The sequence below is a fragment of the Variovorax sp. Sphag1AA genome (assembly GCF_014192575.1).
Lineage (GTDB): Bacteria > Pseudomonadota > Gammaproteobacteria > Burkholderiales > Burkholderiaceae_C > Variovorax.
This window is the reverse complement of record NZ_JACHYC010000007.1, coordinates 157230-174407: the sequence shown is the minus strand read 5'-3', so window position 1 is coordinate 174407 and position 17178 is coordinate 157230. Positions and strand designations below refer to the sequence as shown.

17 protein-coding genes are annotated in these 17178 nt (G+C 65.2%); 9 read left to right on the top strand and 8 right to left on the bottom strand.

The annotated features are described in order from the left end of the window. Positions 1–60: 60 nt before the first annotated feature. The 7 genes from FHW64_RS26815 to FHW64_RS26785 all read right to left on the bottom strand — a co-directional run bounded on the left by FHW64_RS26815 (position 61) and on the right by FHW64_RS26785 (position 6195). Positions 61–1101, bottom strand: coding sequence for an alcohol dehydrogenase catalytic domain-containing protein (locus FHW64_RS26815; RefSeq protein WP_260306381.1), 1041 nt, complete (start codon positions 1099–1101; stop codon positions 61–63). After that, positions 1101–2411, bottom strand: coding sequence for a malate dehydrogenase (locus tag FHW64_RS26810; RefSeq protein WP_184531280.1), 1311 nt, complete (start codon positions 2409–2411; stop codon positions 1101–1103). The genes FHW64_RS26815 and FHW64_RS26810 overlap by 1 nt, the downstream gene beginning before the upstream one ends. Next, entirely contained in the window at positions 2408–3025 is a 618-nt protein-coding gene (locus FHW64_RS26805; protein WP_184531279.1) for a BMC domain-containing protein, read from the bottom strand. Before FHW64_RS26805 ends, FHW64_RS26810 begins: the two co-directional genes overlap by 4 nt. Beyond that, positions 3026–3811: an ethanolamine utilization protein EutJ gene (gene eutJ / locus FHW64_RS26800; RefSeq protein ID WP_311733368.1), complete on the bottom strand. Its 786-nt coding sequence runs from the start codon at positions 3809–3811 to the stop codon at positions 3026–3028. 95 nt (positions 3812–3906) lie between these two features. After that, entirely contained in the window at positions 3907–5304 is a 1398-nt protein-coding gene (locus tag FHW64_RS26795) for an aldehyde dehydrogenase family protein (RefSeq protein ID WP_184531278.1), read from the bottom strand. A gap of 199 nt (positions 5305–5503) precedes the next feature. Further along, a complete protein-coding gene (gene eutM / locus FHW64_RS26790) occupies positions 5504–5821 on the bottom strand; it encodes an ethanolamine utilization microcompartment protein EutM (protein ID WP_184531277.1) in 318 nt (105 codons plus the stop codon). A 59-nt stretch (positions 5822–5880) separates the two neighbouring features. Continuing rightward, positions 5881–6195: a EutN/CcmL family microcompartment protein gene (locus FHW64_RS26785; protein ID WP_184531276.1), complete on the bottom strand. Its 315-nt coding sequence runs from the start codon at positions 6193–6195 to the stop codon at positions 5881–5883. Positions 6196–6442: 247 nt separating this feature from the next. Between FHW64_RS26785 and FHW64_RS26780 the strand changes: the two genes are divergently transcribed. The 8 genes from FHW64_RS26780 to FHW64_RS26745 all read left to right on the top strand — a co-directional run bounded on the left by FHW64_RS26780 (position 6443) and on the right by FHW64_RS26745 (position 14481). Further along, a complete protein-coding gene (locus FHW64_RS26780; protein WP_184531275.1) occupies positions 6443–7447 on the top strand; it encodes a hypothetical protein in 1005 nt (334 codons plus the stop codon). Between the two features lie 19 nt (positions 7448–7466). After that, positions 7467–8399, top strand: coding sequence for an HAD family hydrolase (locus tag FHW64_RS26775; RefSeq protein WP_184531274.1), 933 nt, complete (start codon positions 7467–7469; stop codon positions 8397–8399). Between the two features lie 59 nt (positions 8400–8458). Continuing rightward, positions 8459–8875: a PEP-utilizing enzyme gene (locus FHW64_RS26770; RefSeq protein ID WP_184531273.1), complete on the top strand. Its 417-nt coding sequence runs from the start codon at positions 8459–8461 to the stop codon at positions 8873–8875. A gap of 36 nt (positions 8876–8911) precedes the next feature. Continuing rightward, positions 8912–10318: a hypothetical protein gene (locus FHW64_RS26765; RefSeq protein WP_184531272.1), complete on the top strand. Its 1407-nt coding sequence runs from the start codon at positions 8912–8914 to the stop codon at positions 10316–10318. Between the two features lie 64 nt (positions 10319–10382). After that, positions 10383–10952, top strand: coding sequence for a hypothetical protein (locus FHW64_RS26760; RefSeq protein ID WP_184531271.1), 570 nt, complete (start codon positions 10383–10385; stop codon positions 10950–10952). Positions 10953–10955: 3 nt separating this feature from the next. Then, entirely contained in the window at positions 10956–13469 is a 2514-nt protein-coding gene (locus FHW64_RS26755; protein WP_184531270.1) for a pyruvate, phosphate dikinase, read from the top strand. Continuing rightward, the gene (locus tag FHW64_RS26750; protein ID WP_184531269.1) at positions 13469–13762 is read left to right on the top strand and encodes a BMC domain-containing protein; all 294 of its coding nucleotides are present in this window, start codon (positions 13469–13471) and stop codon (positions 13760–13762) included. The genes FHW64_RS26755 and FHW64_RS26750 overlap by 1 nt, the downstream gene beginning before the upstream one ends. A gap of 11 nt (positions 13763–13773) precedes the next feature. Beyond that, complete coding sequence (locus tag FHW64_RS26745) at positions 13774–14481, top strand: tyrosine-protein phosphatase (RefSeq protein ID WP_184535991.1); 708 nt, start codon at positions 13774–13776, stop codon at positions 14479–14481. A 194-nt stretch (positions 14482–14675) separates the two neighbouring features. On the opposite strand, the gene FHW64_RS26740 is transcribed toward FHW64_RS26745, so the two are convergent. After that, the gene (locus FHW64_RS26740) at positions 14676–15350 is read right to left on the bottom strand and encodes a hypothetical protein (RefSeq protein ID WP_184531267.1); all 675 of its coding nucleotides are present in this window, start codon (positions 15348–15350) and stop codon (positions 14676–14678) included. A 792-nt stretch (positions 15351–16142) separates the two neighbouring features. Here FHW64_RS26740 and FHW64_RS26735 point away from each other — a divergent pair. Beyond that, on the top strand, positions 16143–17066 hold the full coding sequence (locus FHW64_RS26735) for a hypothetical protein (RefSeq protein WP_184531266.1): 924 nt from the start codon (positions 16143–16145) through the stop codon (positions 17064–17066). Positions 17067–17178: the final 112 nt, after the last annotated feature.

Here is a 17178-nt window from a genome sequence, read left to right as displayed (position 1 = left end):
ACTCATCATCGAAAAATGGTTGGTCATTGCCACCAGTGTGCGATGCCGTGCCCCGGTGCACTAGGGGGAGACTACCGCCTTGAGGCGGCGCTGCGCGCCCAGTTCGGCGTAGAGCGCCGGCGCATCGGCCAGCGCCCCGCGTGCGTCGATCACGACCGTCGGGTCAAAGGCGCCGCTGGCCACGAGGCGCAGGAGCTTGCGGCGCAGGCGGATCGCGTTGCCGATGGCAAAGCTGACGCTCAGCTCGGCAGCGAAGGCGCGCGCCAAGGGAAAGGACCAGCTCTCGGCCGCGTGCGCGCCGACCGAAACCACGCGTCCTCGAGGCCGGAGCAGCGCGAGTGCCGCATCCAGCGGCCCGGCGCTCCCGACTGCCTCCAGGACTGCGTCGGCACCGCGGCCATCGGTCAGCCGACCCACGAGCGCGGATGCCTCGTCCGGATGCACCGCCAGGTTGCCTTGCGCGCGAGCGAAGTCCCGTCGACCTTCGCTCGGCTCGATGACAATCACGATGCCGGCTGCCAGCGCTTGCGCAGAGAGCGCGGTCAACTGGCCCACAGCGCCGCCGCCCATCACCACGACGGTATCGCCCGCGCCCACACCGGCGCGCTCGGCAGCGATCCAGCCGGTCGCCAGGTTGTCGGCCATCAAGAGACCAGCTTCCGGCGAGCAGCCGGCCGGCAGCTCGCCCAGCGTGGTATCCGCATGCGGCACCCGCACATACTCGGCCTGGGCACCTGACAGGGACGGGCCGAACGCGGTGCCGGTGCCGAAGAAGGCTCGCTCGCCGCAGTGCCAGTGGTCGCCTTCGTCGCACCAGTGGCAACGGCCGCACGCAGTGAAGTCGGAGGACATCACCCGATCGCCGATGCGAAAGCGCTTGACCGCCGCGCCGGCTTCGACCACCTCGCCGACGAACTCGTGGCCGACCACCATGCCCGGATGCATGCCCTGGAAGTCCCCGCGCACCACATGCAGATCGGTGCCGCAGATGCCGGCCAGGTGCACTCGCACGATCGCGTCCGTGTCTGCCACCAGCACGGGACGGGGCACGTCGGCCACTTCGACGCGGCCCGGTTCGCGATAGACGACGGCGCGCATCATCAGGCCGTGGCCGCAGCCGGAGCGGGCGCACTCGGCGCGCTCGGGAGCTGCGCGAGTTCTTCGATGCGCTGGGCGATCCGCGCGGCCGCCTCGCGCAGGGCCTGCAACTCACCGGGGCGCAATGGCAGCTGCACGACTTCTTTCAAGCCCCGTCGATCCAGCCTCACCGGCAGGCCGACACGGGCATCGGTCAGGCCATAGGCGCCTTGCGGTCGAACGCAGGCGGCGATCACCTCGTTGCTGCCGCTGGCCATGATGCGCACCATCGCGGCGGCCGACTCGGCGGGCGAGAAATAGGCGCTGCCCGTTTTCAGCAGCTTCACCACCTCTCCGCCCGATTCGCGCGTGCGCTCCACGATGGCGCTCAGGGTGGACGCGTCGAGCACCGATTCGATGGGCGCGTTGCCCACGAAAGCCTGGCTGAGGGGTATCACCATCTCCGGGCCGTGGCTGCCCAAAGCCAGCGCGCGCACGTCCTGCGGTCGCGCCTTGCCTGTCAGGCCAACCAGCGCACAGAACCGGGCCGAGTCGAGCACACCGGCCATGCCGAGCACGCGGCTTTGCGCGAAGCCCGTGTACTGCGCCGCCAGGTGCGTCATCTCTTCCAGCGGGTTGCTCACCACCACCAGCGTGGCGTCGGGCGCATGCTGGCGGATGCCCTCGCATACCGACTTCATGATGGCCGCGTTGCCGGCGGTCAGGTCGGTGCGCGTCATGCCGGGCTGGCGCGGCTTGCCGGCGGTGATGATGATGTAGTCGCAGCCCCGAAGAGACGACAGATCGTCGCTGCCGGACAGGGGCGTCGAGAAGCCGTACAGACCGGCGCCATGCCACATGTCGAGCGCGAGGCCAGCGGCCAGACCCGGCACCACGTCGACGATCGCCACATGGTCGAAGAGGTCGCTCTCGGCCAGCCGCAGCGCGGCCATGGCACCTACGTGGCCCGCGCCGACCACGCCGGCACGCGGCCGCCTGCCGCCGCCATTCGCCCCCTGGGGGCCCAGGCCGTTTCGGCGATACATCGCACCGGAGACCAGCGGCGCAAAGGGGCGTGTGGATCCACCTGCCGAAGCGGCGAGGGATGTGGCAGGTCGGGCGCTTGCCGATGCGTCCTTTGCGGGTTGCATGGGCGTGGCAGCTGGTGAGGTCGACGGGGCAGTCGGTACAGCCGGAGCTGCCGCACCGGCCTCGACAATTTCCACGCCGAGCTCCTTGGCCCGATCGCGCGCCAGCGGCGTCAAGCGCTGGCCCGGACGAAGCTGCAGCCGGGCGCCCGCGGCTTCGACATCGGCGGCGGTGACGATGCTCATTCCTTGCCTTCCATGGTTTCGATGACCTCGCGAGCGGCAGCCGCCGCCGCCTGGACGTTGCTTTCGGTGCCCGAGATGAACAGGCGGCCGAAGCGGCCGAGCGCGCGCACCTCGATGATGCTGATGTCGGCCGCCTTTTCCGCTTCGTTGGCGGCCAGCGAAACATAGGCGGCCGGCGAGACCTCCAGCACGTAGAGGCTCTGCCCCGGAATCAGCAGGTTGCCCTTGCGCCATTTGTTGATGAGCTGCGCTTGATAGGGATTGACGTTGGTCACGAAGGCCGAGGACGCGATCTTGGGCCGGATGCGGTCCTGCTCCGACAGCTGCAGGTACTCGAGCACCGCCTGGCCCGCCGCCAGCACTTCGGCCTGCGTGCGGGAATGGATCTCCAGCAGGCCGAACTCGCGCTCCACCACCTGCAGCGCAGGCCGCACATCCGCCGCCTTGAGTGCGATGTCGGCGCAGCGAAAGATCTCGTTGCCGGGTGCGACCTCGATGTAGAGCTCGGACATGCCCGCCACAGGCACGTCGCCCTGGCAGGTGGAAGCGACGTGCGCGGCCGCCTGGGGCTGCATACGGTCGACGAAGGCATAGGTTCGAAGTTGGAAGGACATTCAGCTCACCGCAATTCCAAAAGGTGTGATCAGTTCGGCGTGGTCGTAGGCGCGCACCGGCCAGCCCAGGTAGCGGGCGATCACGGTGTCGGCCTGTGGGAGGCGAAGTGCGCCACCGGCCAGGTGCACGGTGCCCGGTGGCGTGCCGCCGCATTGACGGCGGATCGACTCGGCGATGCGCTCGATGCCTGGGCGCAGCAGCGAGGCCACGTCGGCGCCGTGCTCGCGCTTGCGGACTTCCGCGTCTTCGATACTCAGTTTCAGCGCGCCCGCCAGGATCAGGTCGAGTTGGTGACCGCCGCCCGCCTGGTCACTAAGCGACACCAGTTCGCCGCTGCGGAACACGCCTACGCCCGTGGAGCCGCCGCCGACGTCGATCACGGCGCCGTCGCGAACCTGCAGAAGCGCGTTGGCGGCCGTCACTTCGTCAACCAGGGCGCGGCATTCGATGCCGGCCTGTTGCAGCACGAAGTGGCAGGCGCGGCAGTCGCTGGCCGGCACGGCCGGTGGATGGGCTGTGGCGGCTTCATCGATCGTGATGCCCAACGTGGCTTCTGCGCGCGATTTGAGCGTGCGCACCGCGTCAACCGCGCCTTGAAAGTCCACCACCACGCCATCGCGCACGACCGTGGCCCGCACGAAGTCCCAGTAGGCGGGGCGTCCTTCGTCGTCGAGCGCGGTCAGCACGATGGTTGCGGTGCCCAGGTCAACCCCGAACCGCACCGGCGTGCGCCCTTCGGCGCAGACGCGGAGGTGACGCGATGCGTCGGCCAGGAAGCCTTCCACGCGGCCTTCCGCCGGGTTCGACGCCCTGACCTTGTTCGTCGTACGCGGAGCGCGGCGAGTCGCCGGCCGCGGAGTTCGATTGACAGTCATCAGCATCACAGCCCCATCGTCGGCTTGTAGATGTCGCGCCACGGCCTGTTCTCGTGTGCGATGCGCTTGATGTTGATCAGGTGCATCGGCGTCACGTTGTCCGAGACGATGGAGCCGCTCCACGTGCCTGTCCCCAGCATGAAGGACGGGTCGGTGCCGGCGCTGAAGCCCATTCCGCCCAGCAGGCTCGGCGTGTTGACGATGATGCGCGAAGCCGCAAGGGCTGACAGCCGCGCGATCATGTCCTGATCCTGGCCGTGAATGCCCAGCGTGTGCCCCTCGCCGCCGAACGCCAGGATGGCCTGGCATTGGCGGTAGGCAGCCTCGAGATCGCTGGTGCGATAGAAGGTCAGCACGGGCCCCAGGATCTCCGCAGATAGGGGCACCTGAGGTCCCACTTCCGTCAGTTCGGCGGCCAGCACGCGGGTGTTCGCCGGCACGCTGAGACCGATGCGCCGTGCGAGTTCGAGAGCCGTCTGACCGACCGCATCGGGGTTCAACGCACCGCGTTCACCGAAGAGCAGGCGGGCCAGCCGGTCCTGTGCATCGGGCGGCAGGAAGAACGTGCCATGCCGCTGAAAGGCCTGCAGCGCCTGCGCCGCGATGGGCTCGTCCAGCACGACACTCTGCTCGGCGACGCAGGCTGTGCCGTTGTCGAATGATTTGGAGGTGACCACCATCAGTGCGGCCTCTTCCACGTCCGCCACCGATCGGTGGATGTAGACCGGAACGTTGCCTGCGCCCACCGCCAGCGTCGGCTTTCCGGAGGAGTAGGCCGCGCGGACCATGCCCGGTCCGCCAGTGGCCATCACGAGCGCCACGTCGCGGTGCGACATCAGTTCACGCGTGGCCGCCAGTTGGCCTCCTGAAAGACAGCTCACCAGGTTGCGGGGTGCACCAGCGCGCTCGGCGGCGGCGGCCATGATCTCCACGGTGCGCGCGCAGCACTTTGCCGCGCGCGGATGGGGCGTACAGACGATGGCATTGCCCGACTTGACGGCCGCGAGGCACTTGTAGATGGTGGTCGAGGTCGGGTTGGTCACCGGGATGATGCCGGCGATGACGCCCATCGGCGCGCCGATCGCGGTGACCCGGTTGACTTCGTCCACCCAGAGCACGCCCAGTGTGCGCATTGTCTTCATGGCGTTGGCGCAGAAGAGAGCGTTGAACAGGTTCTTGAGGATCTTGTCCTCGTAGATCCCGTAGCCGGTCTCGTCCACGGCCAGTCGGGCCAGTTCGGCCGCACTCGTGCGCGCGGCCTCGGCCATGGCTTCGACGATGCGGTCGGCCTGCTCCTGGCTCACACCCTGGAATGCCTCGAAGGCGCGTCGTGCGTCCCTGGCTTTTGTCCGGGCCTCGCCGATGGCGCTGAGTTCCGGATCCATGTAGCTTGCTTCGCTCACGGTGTGGTGTTCCTTGTAAGGCGCCGCAGTGTTCGCACGTCCTGCCGCAACAGGGTGCGTGCAATCGCGCGCATCCGCGGATCGGTGCTGTTGCGCCGGCGCCAGAGCAGTGAGATTGCGTCTCGTACGTTGGTCATGTTGGTAGGCGGTAAATGGGGTTGCGGCGCGGTGGCTCTTTCAGGAGCGCGGCCGGGTGGCCTCAGCGGCTCTTGGGCAGGATGAGCTCGACGTCCTCGTGAGGACGCGGAATCACGTGGACCGACACGATCTCGCCGATCTTTCCCGCCGCTGCCGCACCTGCGTCGGTCGCAGCCTTCACCGCGCCGACGTCGCCGCGCACCATGACGGTGACCAGGCCGCCGCCGATCTGTTCCCGGCCGACCAGTCGCACGTTGGCCGCCTTGACCATGGCGTCTGCGGCCTCGATCGCGCCGACCAGTCCCTTGGTTTCGATCAGGCCGAGCGCGCCGCGCGGTCCGTCGATCACAGTGGACGTGAGGGTGGAAGTGGTTGCCATACAGATTGCTCCTTTGATGAGGTTGGAAGCGGGTTGAGAAAAGCCTCGCCAGCAGGTCGCTAGCGCTTGATGAAGGTGGAGTGGCCGTCGAACTGGACCGAATCGACGATGGCGACGACTGCGGCATCGGTAGGAGCTGCGCTGCCGTCCGCGGACACTCGTGCCGCGCTTCCGGTCGCCACCAGCACGATCTCGTCGATACCCGCGCCGATCAGGTCGATCGCGACATAGACAGACGAGGGATCGGCGCTACCGGAAGTGGACCCGCCGGGGTCCGAGGCAGGCACCGCCTCCAGCAAAAGCAACTTGTGGCTTGCGAGCCCCGCATCCTTGATGGACGCGACGACGTTGCCGCGTACGCGCGCCAATTGCATCTTTGTCTCCGTGGTCTCGTTGTTGCTCCGAATCCGCGTGGCCAGGGCCGGAAAGCGGATCGCACAACGCAACCTTAGTTGCCATCCCCGACGGAGTCATTGGCCAGTGCGGCGCATATGGCGGGCCAAATTTGGCCACTGTGGCCGTAGGCCCCACCCGGCCATGCGGCTACAGTTTTTGCACCGCCCGACAAACGGGCCAGCCTGGATACCGTGGGGTGTCGGGCCAGAACGGAGACAAGAGCCAATGATCAAGGACAGTGACGCCCAGTTCCACGACACGGATGGAAACCCGCAATGGGCTGAGACCAACTACTTCGGCTTCTACAACGCGGAGGAGAAGCTCAACATCGGCGTCTATGCGCTGTTCCGGCCCAACCTTGGCGTCGTGTCGTCGACCATCTGCATGAACTCGCGACGCGTGGTCACGCACTGGGAAGCGGACTTCTGCGACATGCAGGCGTCGCTGCCAATCCCCAAGCCGCACAACCTGCTGGACTACAAGCTGCTCAACGGCTTGCATGTCCGCTGCCTGGAACCCAACCGGGTCTGGCACATCCAGTACGACGACGGCAAGGGCACCGAGATCGATGTTCGATTCGGCGCATTGATGCCGGCCTTCGACATCCATGACCCCGACATGGACCCGATGGTGGGTGCCAAGACCGAGGCCGGCAAGTTCGCTTGGGGCACCGCCTACAACGGCCACTTCGACCTGACGGGCCGCGTCATTGGCAGCGTGTCCATCCGCGGCCGGCGCATTCCGATCGATTGCGTCTCCACCATGGACCACAGCTGGGGCCCGCGCCCCGAGCGAAACAAGCCCACCATGACCTGGCTGCACGGGCATTTCGGGGATGACCTGGCCGTTCACGCCATCATGGGCTTCGATCCGAGAACTGGTGGCAAGGACCTCTGGCTGGCCCATGGCTACGTGATGGAGAAGGGCCAGGTCTATGGGCTCAAGGCCGGGACGGGCCGTGTCGAGCGCCGCCAGGAGTGGTACGCCGAGCACATCGCACTCGAATTGACGGACCGTACGGACCGGGTCTGGAAGCCGGAGGCGCGCGCGCTCACGACCTTCCCGTGGCTCTGCTGGCCCAACATGATCACCTTCAATCCGTTGTGCGAATGGACGATGTCCGGCCTCACCGGCCACGGTGAGGTGATGGAGTTCATCGAGCTGCCTGAGCTCAATGCGCTCAACAGCGACGAGGCGACGCGCCGTCCCTCCCTTCCCCTGAATCGCTGAGCACCCGAGCGCATCCGCCATGGCTCGTGCCATCCTGTTCGATCTCGACGGGACGCTCGTGGACACACGAACGGCCTCGTGGGACCTGTTCGCCGAAACCAATGCGGCCTTCGGATTGGGCATCGACACGCGCGAGGCGTTCTTCAAGGCTTTCGAGAGCAACTTCTTCGAATCCCTGGCGCGCCTGCCGGTGGAAGCCTCTCGACTGGCGGCGGCCAAGCAGCACTTCATGCAGGCGCTGCGCGAGCGCTACAGCCCGCCGTTCATCCCGGGCATGGCCGACGTGGTGCGCGCGCTGGCGCCGCATTGCGTCATGGCGGTGGTGTCGACCAACGACATCGGCGCCATCCGCCGCATCCTGGTGAACGAAGGCCTGGCGACCTGCTTCTCGCATGTGTTCTCGGGCGACGTGGAGCCGCGCAAGTCGGTGTCGATCCGGCGCTTCATCAGTGGCGAGGGCTATTCGGGCAATCGTCTTTGCTCGCCCAGCTATCAGGGAGGTGCAGACCGACCTCCGCTGCATCCCGACGACGTGGTGCTGGTCACCGACACCGTCGGCGACGTGGTCGAGGCGGTGGAGGCCGGCGTGCGAGCCATTGGCGTGAGCTGGGGCATGCACAGCGAACGGCAACTCCTGGATGCCGGTGCGCAGCGGGTGGCGTTGTGGCCGCAGGAGCTGCTCGCATGGCTGCGGGGCAGCGATCAGGACCATCTGGGTTCGCCGCCGGCGCCGTCATCGGCGATCTGCAGCTGCCATCTTCCCCCTTCCACACCGGCCGCCGACGACCCCGCGAGCACCGGTGCGTTGCGCCGCGCCCGACAACTGCAGGGTCGACAACAGGCGGCGCACGAAGCGCCGGGCAGCACCGATGCGTCCGCCGACGCGGGGCGTACGCAGCAACAGGAAGAACTGCGCCAGGCACTGGCGCGAATCATGGGAAGGCCGCCCTGAAGGGCGGTGTGTCAGCCGCTATTCGTTTCACTTTCAACCACTAACCGGAGACAGATGCCATGACAGTGATTGCGGAAGGATTCAACAGCTTCGAGACCTCCAAGAAGCCGATCGGCACAGTGAAATTCCTGCCTGATCCAAAGTCTGTGATTGCCCTCATTCAGAGCGGCAAGCTCAAGGAGCACATCGTGCTCGCTCAAGGTGGTACCACCACGTTCCTCGCGCCGGTGCTGAGCATGGGCTGCCTGGGCGTGATCACGTTGTCAGGCGCGCCCGAATCCCATCTGGGCATCCTTTCGCGGGAGTTCCAGATTCCCTGCGTCATGACTGCGCATCTCGTGGACGACGAGTCGCGCTATGTCACCGGCGGAGACAACGCGGCGCACTTCAACGCCATGATCAAGGCGCTCGACGGCAAGCGGGTGCAACTTGACTGCGAAGGCGCCGAGACCGGCAAGGTTCTCCTCACCGCCTGACCCCCATTCCTCGACGACAAACCGGAGACAAGCAAGATGGACTATCAGAAACGCTACCAGCCCGGAGACGAAGGGCTGCGCTTTCAGGACCTCACCTACGTCGGCAACTTCAAGGGAATGCCACCGGTGCCCGATGGCCTGCTGGGTGATCGCATGATGAAGGAACGTGCCAAGTCCAAGGTGCTGCAGAAGGTCGGCAAGGAGGACGTGCTGAAGGATCAGTTCACGATCGACGAGCTCAACGACCTGAACAACTACCTCGCGTGGAACATCTGGGACGTCCTCGTGATGCGCGCCACGGAAGGTGCCTCGGGCATGATCCCGCGCCAGGAATACGAGATCCTGGCCTTCATGCAGGAGTTCTACCGCTGGCCCGAAATCCTGCGCATGACGACCGACGAGATCGGGGCGCAGGGCGTGATCGACATCGGCGCGAGTGCGCGCACCCAGATCGGTACCAAGGTCAACTGCGTGCACGACTGGTGCATCGGCGCCGTGGGCTTTGGCATGGGCCGCTGTGGCTTGCTAGCGCTTGAGGTCATCCAGCCCGATGACTACGTGGAAGAGAGCAACGACATCCTCAAGTTCATGCAGCGGGTGCTTTGGGGCAAGCGCCAGGATGGATGGCTGCTGAACTCGCAGGATTCGTACCGCTGCCTGATCCACGAGAAGCCGCTGCTCGACAAGCTGGCTTCGCAGATCGAGCGCTTCGAGGACGGCTCACCGCAGCACGACGCGCTGATCCGCTTCAATGCCGCGGCCGAACTGCTGTCGTTCCTCGATCACTACGACTGCCGGCTTGGGCTCGGCGACACCGGCCCCTATCCGCTGCCCAACGGCAACCTGCTGATCATCCGGGACCTCTTCACCAACGAAGAGGCCTTTGAGTGGAGCGATGTCTGCGACCACGAGAACATTCCCCACTGCTACACCATCGTCCTCGAGATCAACCCCAAGACCATGGGGCTGGACGAGATCCGGGTCAACGACATCTCGACTACGTTCAGCCGGCCCAAGAACTACATCCCCTACGTCGAGGGCGCTGCGGTGTTCGTGCGGGAGAAGTGGAACACCCCCATGGAAGAGGTCTACCAGGTGCCGATCAAGGACCTGGAGAAGCGCCTTGCGGACATCCAGCAGGCCACTTTCAAGCTGTACTCGAAGCTGTCGCGGCAGTCGCGCCGCACGCTGATCACCAACGGCTTCTATGTCTACTACATCGACATGATCCTGCCACATCTGCGCCTGGCCGGCACGTATGACAAGGCTTGCAGCGACTACAACTTCTGGGAAATGGATCAACGGGTGTCCAACTACTACTACGACATCACCAAGCGCGGCTTTGCGCAGGCGGTCGTGCCGCAGAAAATCTTCTCCGGAGAGGGCTATCTTCCCTTCGGCGAGAAGGCCAACCTGCGCCGCTCCAAGTACTTCTGGGGTTGACGGGGCCACACGCCTCACGGAATGCAGCGGCGCCGCGGGCGCGGCTGCGATGGAGAAAGACCGCATGCTTTCAGATAACGAATTCGCTGTGCTGAACGCCATCTACCTGAAGAAGATGGCGACGGCAGCGACCATTTCCGAGATGACCTCGCTGCCCGCCGACGAGGTCGGCGAGCAGCTGTCGCAGGCCCAGCAGAAGGAGCAGGTCATTGCCTTGCCCGACGGCGCGATGCTGCTCCCCGACGGCACGCAAGGCGTGCTCGACTACTACCACCTCAAGTACGCGAACATCCGTCTCGAGCCGCGGACCGTGCAGTGGTACGAGGCCTTCGAGACGCTCAACAGCCGCTTCATTGCGGCGGTCACGGACTGGCAAAGGAGCGAGGGAGACGAGCGCGTCGAGCGCAAGCTGCTGCAATGCGCCGAACGCTTGGCAAAGGACATCGCTGCGCTCGTCCCACAGGTGCCGCGCTATGCCGAGTACGTGCGCCGCTTCGAGCGCAGCATGGATCGCGTCGACCAGGGCCAACGCGACTACGTCTGCAAGCCCACCATCGATTCCGTTCACAACATCTGGTTCGAGTTCCACGAGGACATCCTCGCCGTGCTGGGCCGCCCTCGCGATACGACCTGAGCCATGAACGCCATGACCGACATCCTCTTCGTGCGGCCGGTGGCCGACATCGATCCCGACGACACCGCGCGCTATGGCGGCAAGGCCACTGGCTTGGCGCGCATGGCCGCAGCCGGCATCCCGGTGCCGCCTGCTTTCGTCATTGGCACGGACGGCTATCAGGCCTTCCGTGACGAAGGCGGGCTCCCGGAGGCGCTGCGCGCGCAGGCCATGGACGCGATCGGCCTGCTGGAGCGGGCGACGGGGCGGCGCTTCGGCATGGGCGCCGAGGCATCGCCGCTGCTCGTCTCCGTGCGTTCGGGCGCGCAGATCAGCATGCCCGGGATGATGGACACGGTTCTCAACCTGGGCATCACCGCACGCGGCGCACAACGCCTCGGTCATGACAGCGGCAACCCAGCCTTCGCGCTGGACACCTGGCTGCGTTTCTGGCGCATGTTCTGCGACATTGTGTTGGACCTGGACGGCGACGCGATCGCCGAGACACTGGCGCCTGAATTGCAGGCGGTCCGTGAGCAAGGCGACGACGCGGCCTGGCAGGGGCTCGAGCGCGCGGTGCTGGAGGCGGTCCGTGCCGAAGGCGTCGAAGATGTCCAAGCCGATCCGCACTGGCAGTTGCAGCGTGCCATCGGGGCCGTCTTCGAGTCCTGGGACAGCCGCCGAGCCCGCGCCTACCGTGCCCACCACAAGATCGACGACGCATTGGGCACGGCGGTCACCGTGCAGGCCATGGTGTTCGGAAACTTCGATGCACGGTCGGGCTCCGGCGTTGCCTTCACGCGCAATCCGAATACCGGCGCGCGTGAGCTCTACGGTGAATTCCTTCTTGGCCGGCAAGGTGAGGACCTCGTGTCGGGATCTGCGACACCCGTCTCGATCACCGAGCCTGGAGCCATGCGGGAAGCCCATCGGGAGGAACTGCAGGCCCACGGACAGCGTCTGGAGAAGCTGTATCGCGATGCGGTCGACATCGAGTTCACCGTCGAAGGCGATCAACTCTACTTTCTGCAGGTACGTCCGGCCAAGCGAACCGCGCAGGCGGCGGTTGTGACCGCGGTGGAACTGGTCGACGACCGCATCATTTCCCCATCGGAGGCGTTGCGGAAGGTTTCGGTCGAGCAACTGAAAAAGCTGCTGCGGCCGTCGTTCGAGAGTGCCGCATTGCAGGCCGCCCCGATCCTGGTCGAAGGCATCGGCGCATCCCCTGGCCACGCCTGGGGCGTGGCGGTGCTGGATGCGGACCGAGCCAGCGAACGTGCGGCCACCGGCGAGCGCGTGGTTCTGCTTCGTCCCACCACCAGTCCGCAGGACATTCGTGGCATGCTGGCCTCCGACGCCATCGTCACGGCGCGCGGCGGTGCACTGAGCCATGCAGCAGTGGTTTCGCGCGCGCTCGATGTGCCTTGCGTGGTCGGCTGCGAAGGCATCGAGATCGATCCGGCCGCAGGGCGCTTCACCATCGGCGGGCAGGTGTTCGAGGAAGGAATGGCCCTGTCGGTCGACGGTGCCACAGGACGTATCTACGCCGGCCATCTTCCGATCGAAGGAGGCGCCGACGCAGGCGAGCACATCGATCGTCTGCTGGATTGGGCGGACGATGTTTCAGAGGCCAACTTCTGGACTGCCGATGTCGGTCCGGCCGATGTCGATGCGGCGTTGCGGCACGCCACGGCGGGCCTGGGCGTCGTGGCCTTGACGGACCTGATGATCGGAGTCGGCGATCTGGCGCGGTTCATCGAAGCCATCAACGACCTGAGCCGCAGTCCCGAGGACACGACGGTGCACCGTCGCATCACCGAATTGACGAAGGCGGCCTGTGCGCCGCTGCTGGCCAAGGCGGCGCAGTCGCCGGTCGCGCTGCGGCTGCCCAACCTGGGTTCGCCGCGCGCACAACGAATGATCGACACCTGGGCCTCGCTGGCGCCGAGGCTGTTCCTTCCGCTGGGCCTCAAGGGCTTCTACATGTCGATGCTGCGAGGCATCGCGCAGGCCCTCCAGGAAAGCGGCCACCCGCGGTTGACGGTATTGGCGCCGGCGCTCGGCGATGTGCAGGAACTCGAAGCCTTCTGCCGCGCGGCCCGGAGCGCGGACCTGTCTTCGGTCGGCGTGATGCTGCAAAGCCCCAGCGGCCTGTTCTCGGGCGAGGCGATGACGCAGACCGGGGCCGCGCTGTGGCTGGACATCCGCGAAATCATCCGGACCTTCCACGGCTACCCGAGCGCGCTCTCGTTCGGCGATGAGGTTTTCGAAGACTACCTGGCCGACGGCTACCTCGGCTACAACCCGCGAACGCGCCTGGGCCCTGAGTTGCGCGGCGTCCTGCAGCGGCTCGCGCAGAGCCCGAATGCGGCGCAGGTCGGCGTGGAATGCGGCGATGGCACTGCCCTGAGCCTGATCGAAGATTTGTACGCGCTTGGGTTGCGCATCTTTTCATTGCCTGTCGGTGCGATCGCAGGCGCGCGGTTGGGCTTGGGGCAGTTTGCGGCAAAGCAAGCCGCGATGAAGGAGAACGTGTGATGAGTGAGCTTCAGGGAAGCGCATTGGGCTTTGTCGAAACGATGGGAAAGACCGCGGCGACGCTGGCGGCGGATGCGATGGTCAAGGCCGCCAATGTGCGCCTCGTGACCGTGCAGCAACCCGGTGGTGGAATCATCACGGTCATGGTCCGGGGTGATGTAGGCGCGGTCAAAGCGGCCGTCGATGCAGGTGCGGCTGCGGCGCAGTCCGTGGGCAAGGTACGAACTGCGCATGTGATCCCACGGCCGCACGAGGATGTCGAGGACATTCTGGAACGGCCGCCGGTACGTTGAACGGTGCTCTCGTGCTTGAAGGCGCCTACAACTTCCGCGACCTGGGCGGTCTGCGCACGCGCGATGGCCACCAGCTGCGCAGCGGCCGCGTGTTTCGCAGCGATACGCTGCAGGCCCTTACTGCCGCGGATGTCAATCACCTGCGGGCCGTCGTCGGACTTCGTGGTGTGGTGGATCTTCGGCTGGGGGAAGAGGTCCTTTCGGAGGGACGAGGCCCGCTATGTGAGGTGACGGAGGTTCGATACGCGAACACGCCACTGGACATGGCGGCTACTAATGGGGTCGCGCCGGAGGATGTGATGCGCCGGCTCTACCTCGGCTGTCTGTCGCCCGAGGCCTCTCTAGTCACCGCGATCGAACAGTTGAGCGAGATGGCGGAGCATCCGGTGGTCTTTCATTGCGCCGCGGGAAAGGACCGTACGGGCGTCTTGGCGGCCGTAGTGCTGCGAATGCTGAACGTAGCCGACGAGTACATCGTTGGCGACTATATGAAGAGCGCCGAAGCGATGCCTAGGATGATCGAGCGCTTCAGAACCTGGCCGCGCTATCGCGACCACATGGAGCAGGCGCCGCCGCAAGCCTATGCAGTCGAGCCAGATCCCCTGATAGAGGTCCTGAACAGCCTGGATCGCGACTACGGAGGCGTTCACCAGTGGGCGACAAGCCACGGGATGAGGTCCGAGAAAATCGAGCGGCTCGCTAGACTATGGGTGGAATAGTTTGCGCCGTTGCTGGGATGCGGCCATAGCGAGCGCCGTATCTGTGTCGCTGCACGCGTTCTTCACTTCGCACCACGCCGCGTCGAACGCCTGATGGGTGCCAAGCGTGACCAAGGCCCCTTTTGCTGCCGCCCAGGTTACGCGGGGACGGGGTCGTCGCTCAGTCACCGCACCGCATACCCAGGCCCGCAAAGTCAGAGGCCGGGCCGTTCAATTTCATTGCCACTGTTTGCCCTTATGAACCGCGCAACAGGGTCTGGGTTGTCCGTTGTGTAGCCCTGATGCACGTTGTCCATACCTCGGACGATCAGAAACAGCGCGGCGGTGGTGAATGCGATGAGGAAGCCGGTCCCCAATGCAGAGCTATCTCGAACAGATGTTGTTTGGAACCAGGCGACCACGAGCCCCGCAGCGATCTCCATGAGCCCGTAGACCATTCGGAAACGCAAGCGGAATAGGAACAGGCACCCTCCCGCAACAAAGGCCAAAGGGACGCACACCCAAAGCGCAACGTTCGTGTTTGTGGTCGGGTCTTTGACCCAAATGGACAGCAATGCGATGCCGACCACGGCTATTGACCCCAGGCCGACGATCGCCGCTGAGGTCGCCAGTGCTACCGTGGGGACTAGCCAAAGACTCGTGCGGAGCGGAATGCGGTACCTGGACCCGTTCCGGCGGGCCGTGATCATCTCCTCCCCTATCGCGATTGCAAGCAGGATCGTGAGGATCGCCCAAACGCCGCTAAAGGCGAGGAGTACGAGATGCGACTTCAGAACGTCGACGCTCGTAAGAAGAACGGCACCGAAAACGCCGATAAGCGGCATTGCCGTTTCGAAGGCGGTGAACTTTTGTTGCTGGTTCGCTGTCATGCCCGGGATGATGCATGAGCGCGGTGCGTGGTCGATCCCCCGTGGCCCTGGGGGACCGCAGCCGCGAAGACCCAAACTTCCCCGCGGCACCCAGGTCACCCCCGTTTACCGCCGCTTGCGCCCGCTTCATGCGGGGGAAGGAGCAGTCGCCGTAGAGACTTGATGTCGATGCCGACAAGGGAGCTGATGTTGCACGACATCAACCATGAGGCTCATGGCGTCGGCTTCACCGGGATAAGGGTACCTCGCCAAGATAGCTGCGGGGCTCACTTGGCGAGATTTCGATTGGAGCGGTAGTGCGCGCCGAGCGCGGTATGAACCCGACTCATCTGTGCAAAAGTTGCGCCCGACTCGGGCGCAGGTCAGCAGAGAATCAGGCAGGGGGACATCAGAGGGCCCGGGCCCCACAACTTGGAGGAGATGCATGAGGTTGATTGCCGTCTCCATGGCGTTGGGCGCGATGGCGTCCGCATGGTCACAGACACCACCGATCCTGATCGAGGCGTGTAGCGCAATGCAGCCGGCCGCGAAACGGGGCGAATGCCTACGTGCAGCAAACGAATTAGCCCGCGCCAGCATTGGATCCACGTTCGCGAGCAGGCCATCGAGCGCACCTCAGGCGCTCTATGCGCCAAGCACGTCACGCGGCGCGTCCGTCTCGTCGCAAGCATCTACAACCAGGCCGCCAGGCTCTAGCTACAGCGTCGGCGGCAAGACCTGCTATGTCGGCCCGCGCGGCGGGACCTACACGATTACCGCCAGCGGGCGCAAGAACTACAGCGGGTGCTGAGAATGGCAACAGACGGTGCAGCGGATCTTCAGCGATGGCGCAAACCTCCGATCTACCGGTTGCTCAGCACCGGCGAGCTGCTATCTGGCAACCACTACAACAAAGTCTGGCGTGGCCTATGCCAAGAACCAGGAAGCATCGAATCGGGCGATCCCATGATCGTCAAGTGGCTGGCCAAGACTGAAACGCTGGCATCAGAGCTTGCGTGTTCTTTGGCCGCGCGCGCCCTGAAGCTCAATGTACCCAACGGTGCCCTCGTCCTCTGCGAGCGCGAGCAACTTCCCGGCATCCCAGCCCGTGTCCGCGGCAGCCCGGCAGATCTGGTGATGTGCTACGGCAGCGAATACCAATGGCCGGACGATACCGTTGCACGCCCCAAGGGCGCCGAAGCTCAAGCAGAATGGGTGTGGGGCAAGGTCTGCAACACGCCTCAAGGAGCGGCCGGAGGTGTGTGGGATGAGCTGGTCGCCAATGAAGATCGGCACCACGAAAACGTCGTCTTCGACGGGCAACGCTGGTGGCTAATCGATCACGAAAAGGCGTTGAGCACGGTAGCGAAAGTCATGAAGCAATTCGCGCAAACTGTTGCACGTCAGAGCGTCATCGAGCACCGTGGCAAGCGCAACCAACTGGCAATGGAGATGCTGCGCCGTCGTTCTGCCGATCACAAAATGGAGGCACTTCCGCCAAGTTGGCTGCAGCTTCGACAACGCTTGGCATGGCTGGTCGACCAGTCACGTCAATGGGATGGCGCGACGGGCATGCCTCCTGTAGACAACGTACTTTTCATGTGTCATATCTACCTGCAAGGTATAGACTTGCGCCTTCCCGCCCTGGCATATCTCCTCAGCCAGCGAATGGCGCGCCCGAGCTCGGAGGCTCTGTGGGACCCAAACAGCAACTCGAACTTGAGCACAAAGGGGTAACGCCAGTCATCGACTTCGCGGCACCCCCGTACATAGCACGGTACGCACCGGTGTTTTGGGAACCTGTGCCCGGTACGGGCGAGCGGATCGTGGCCCTCGTGAGTCTTGAGCC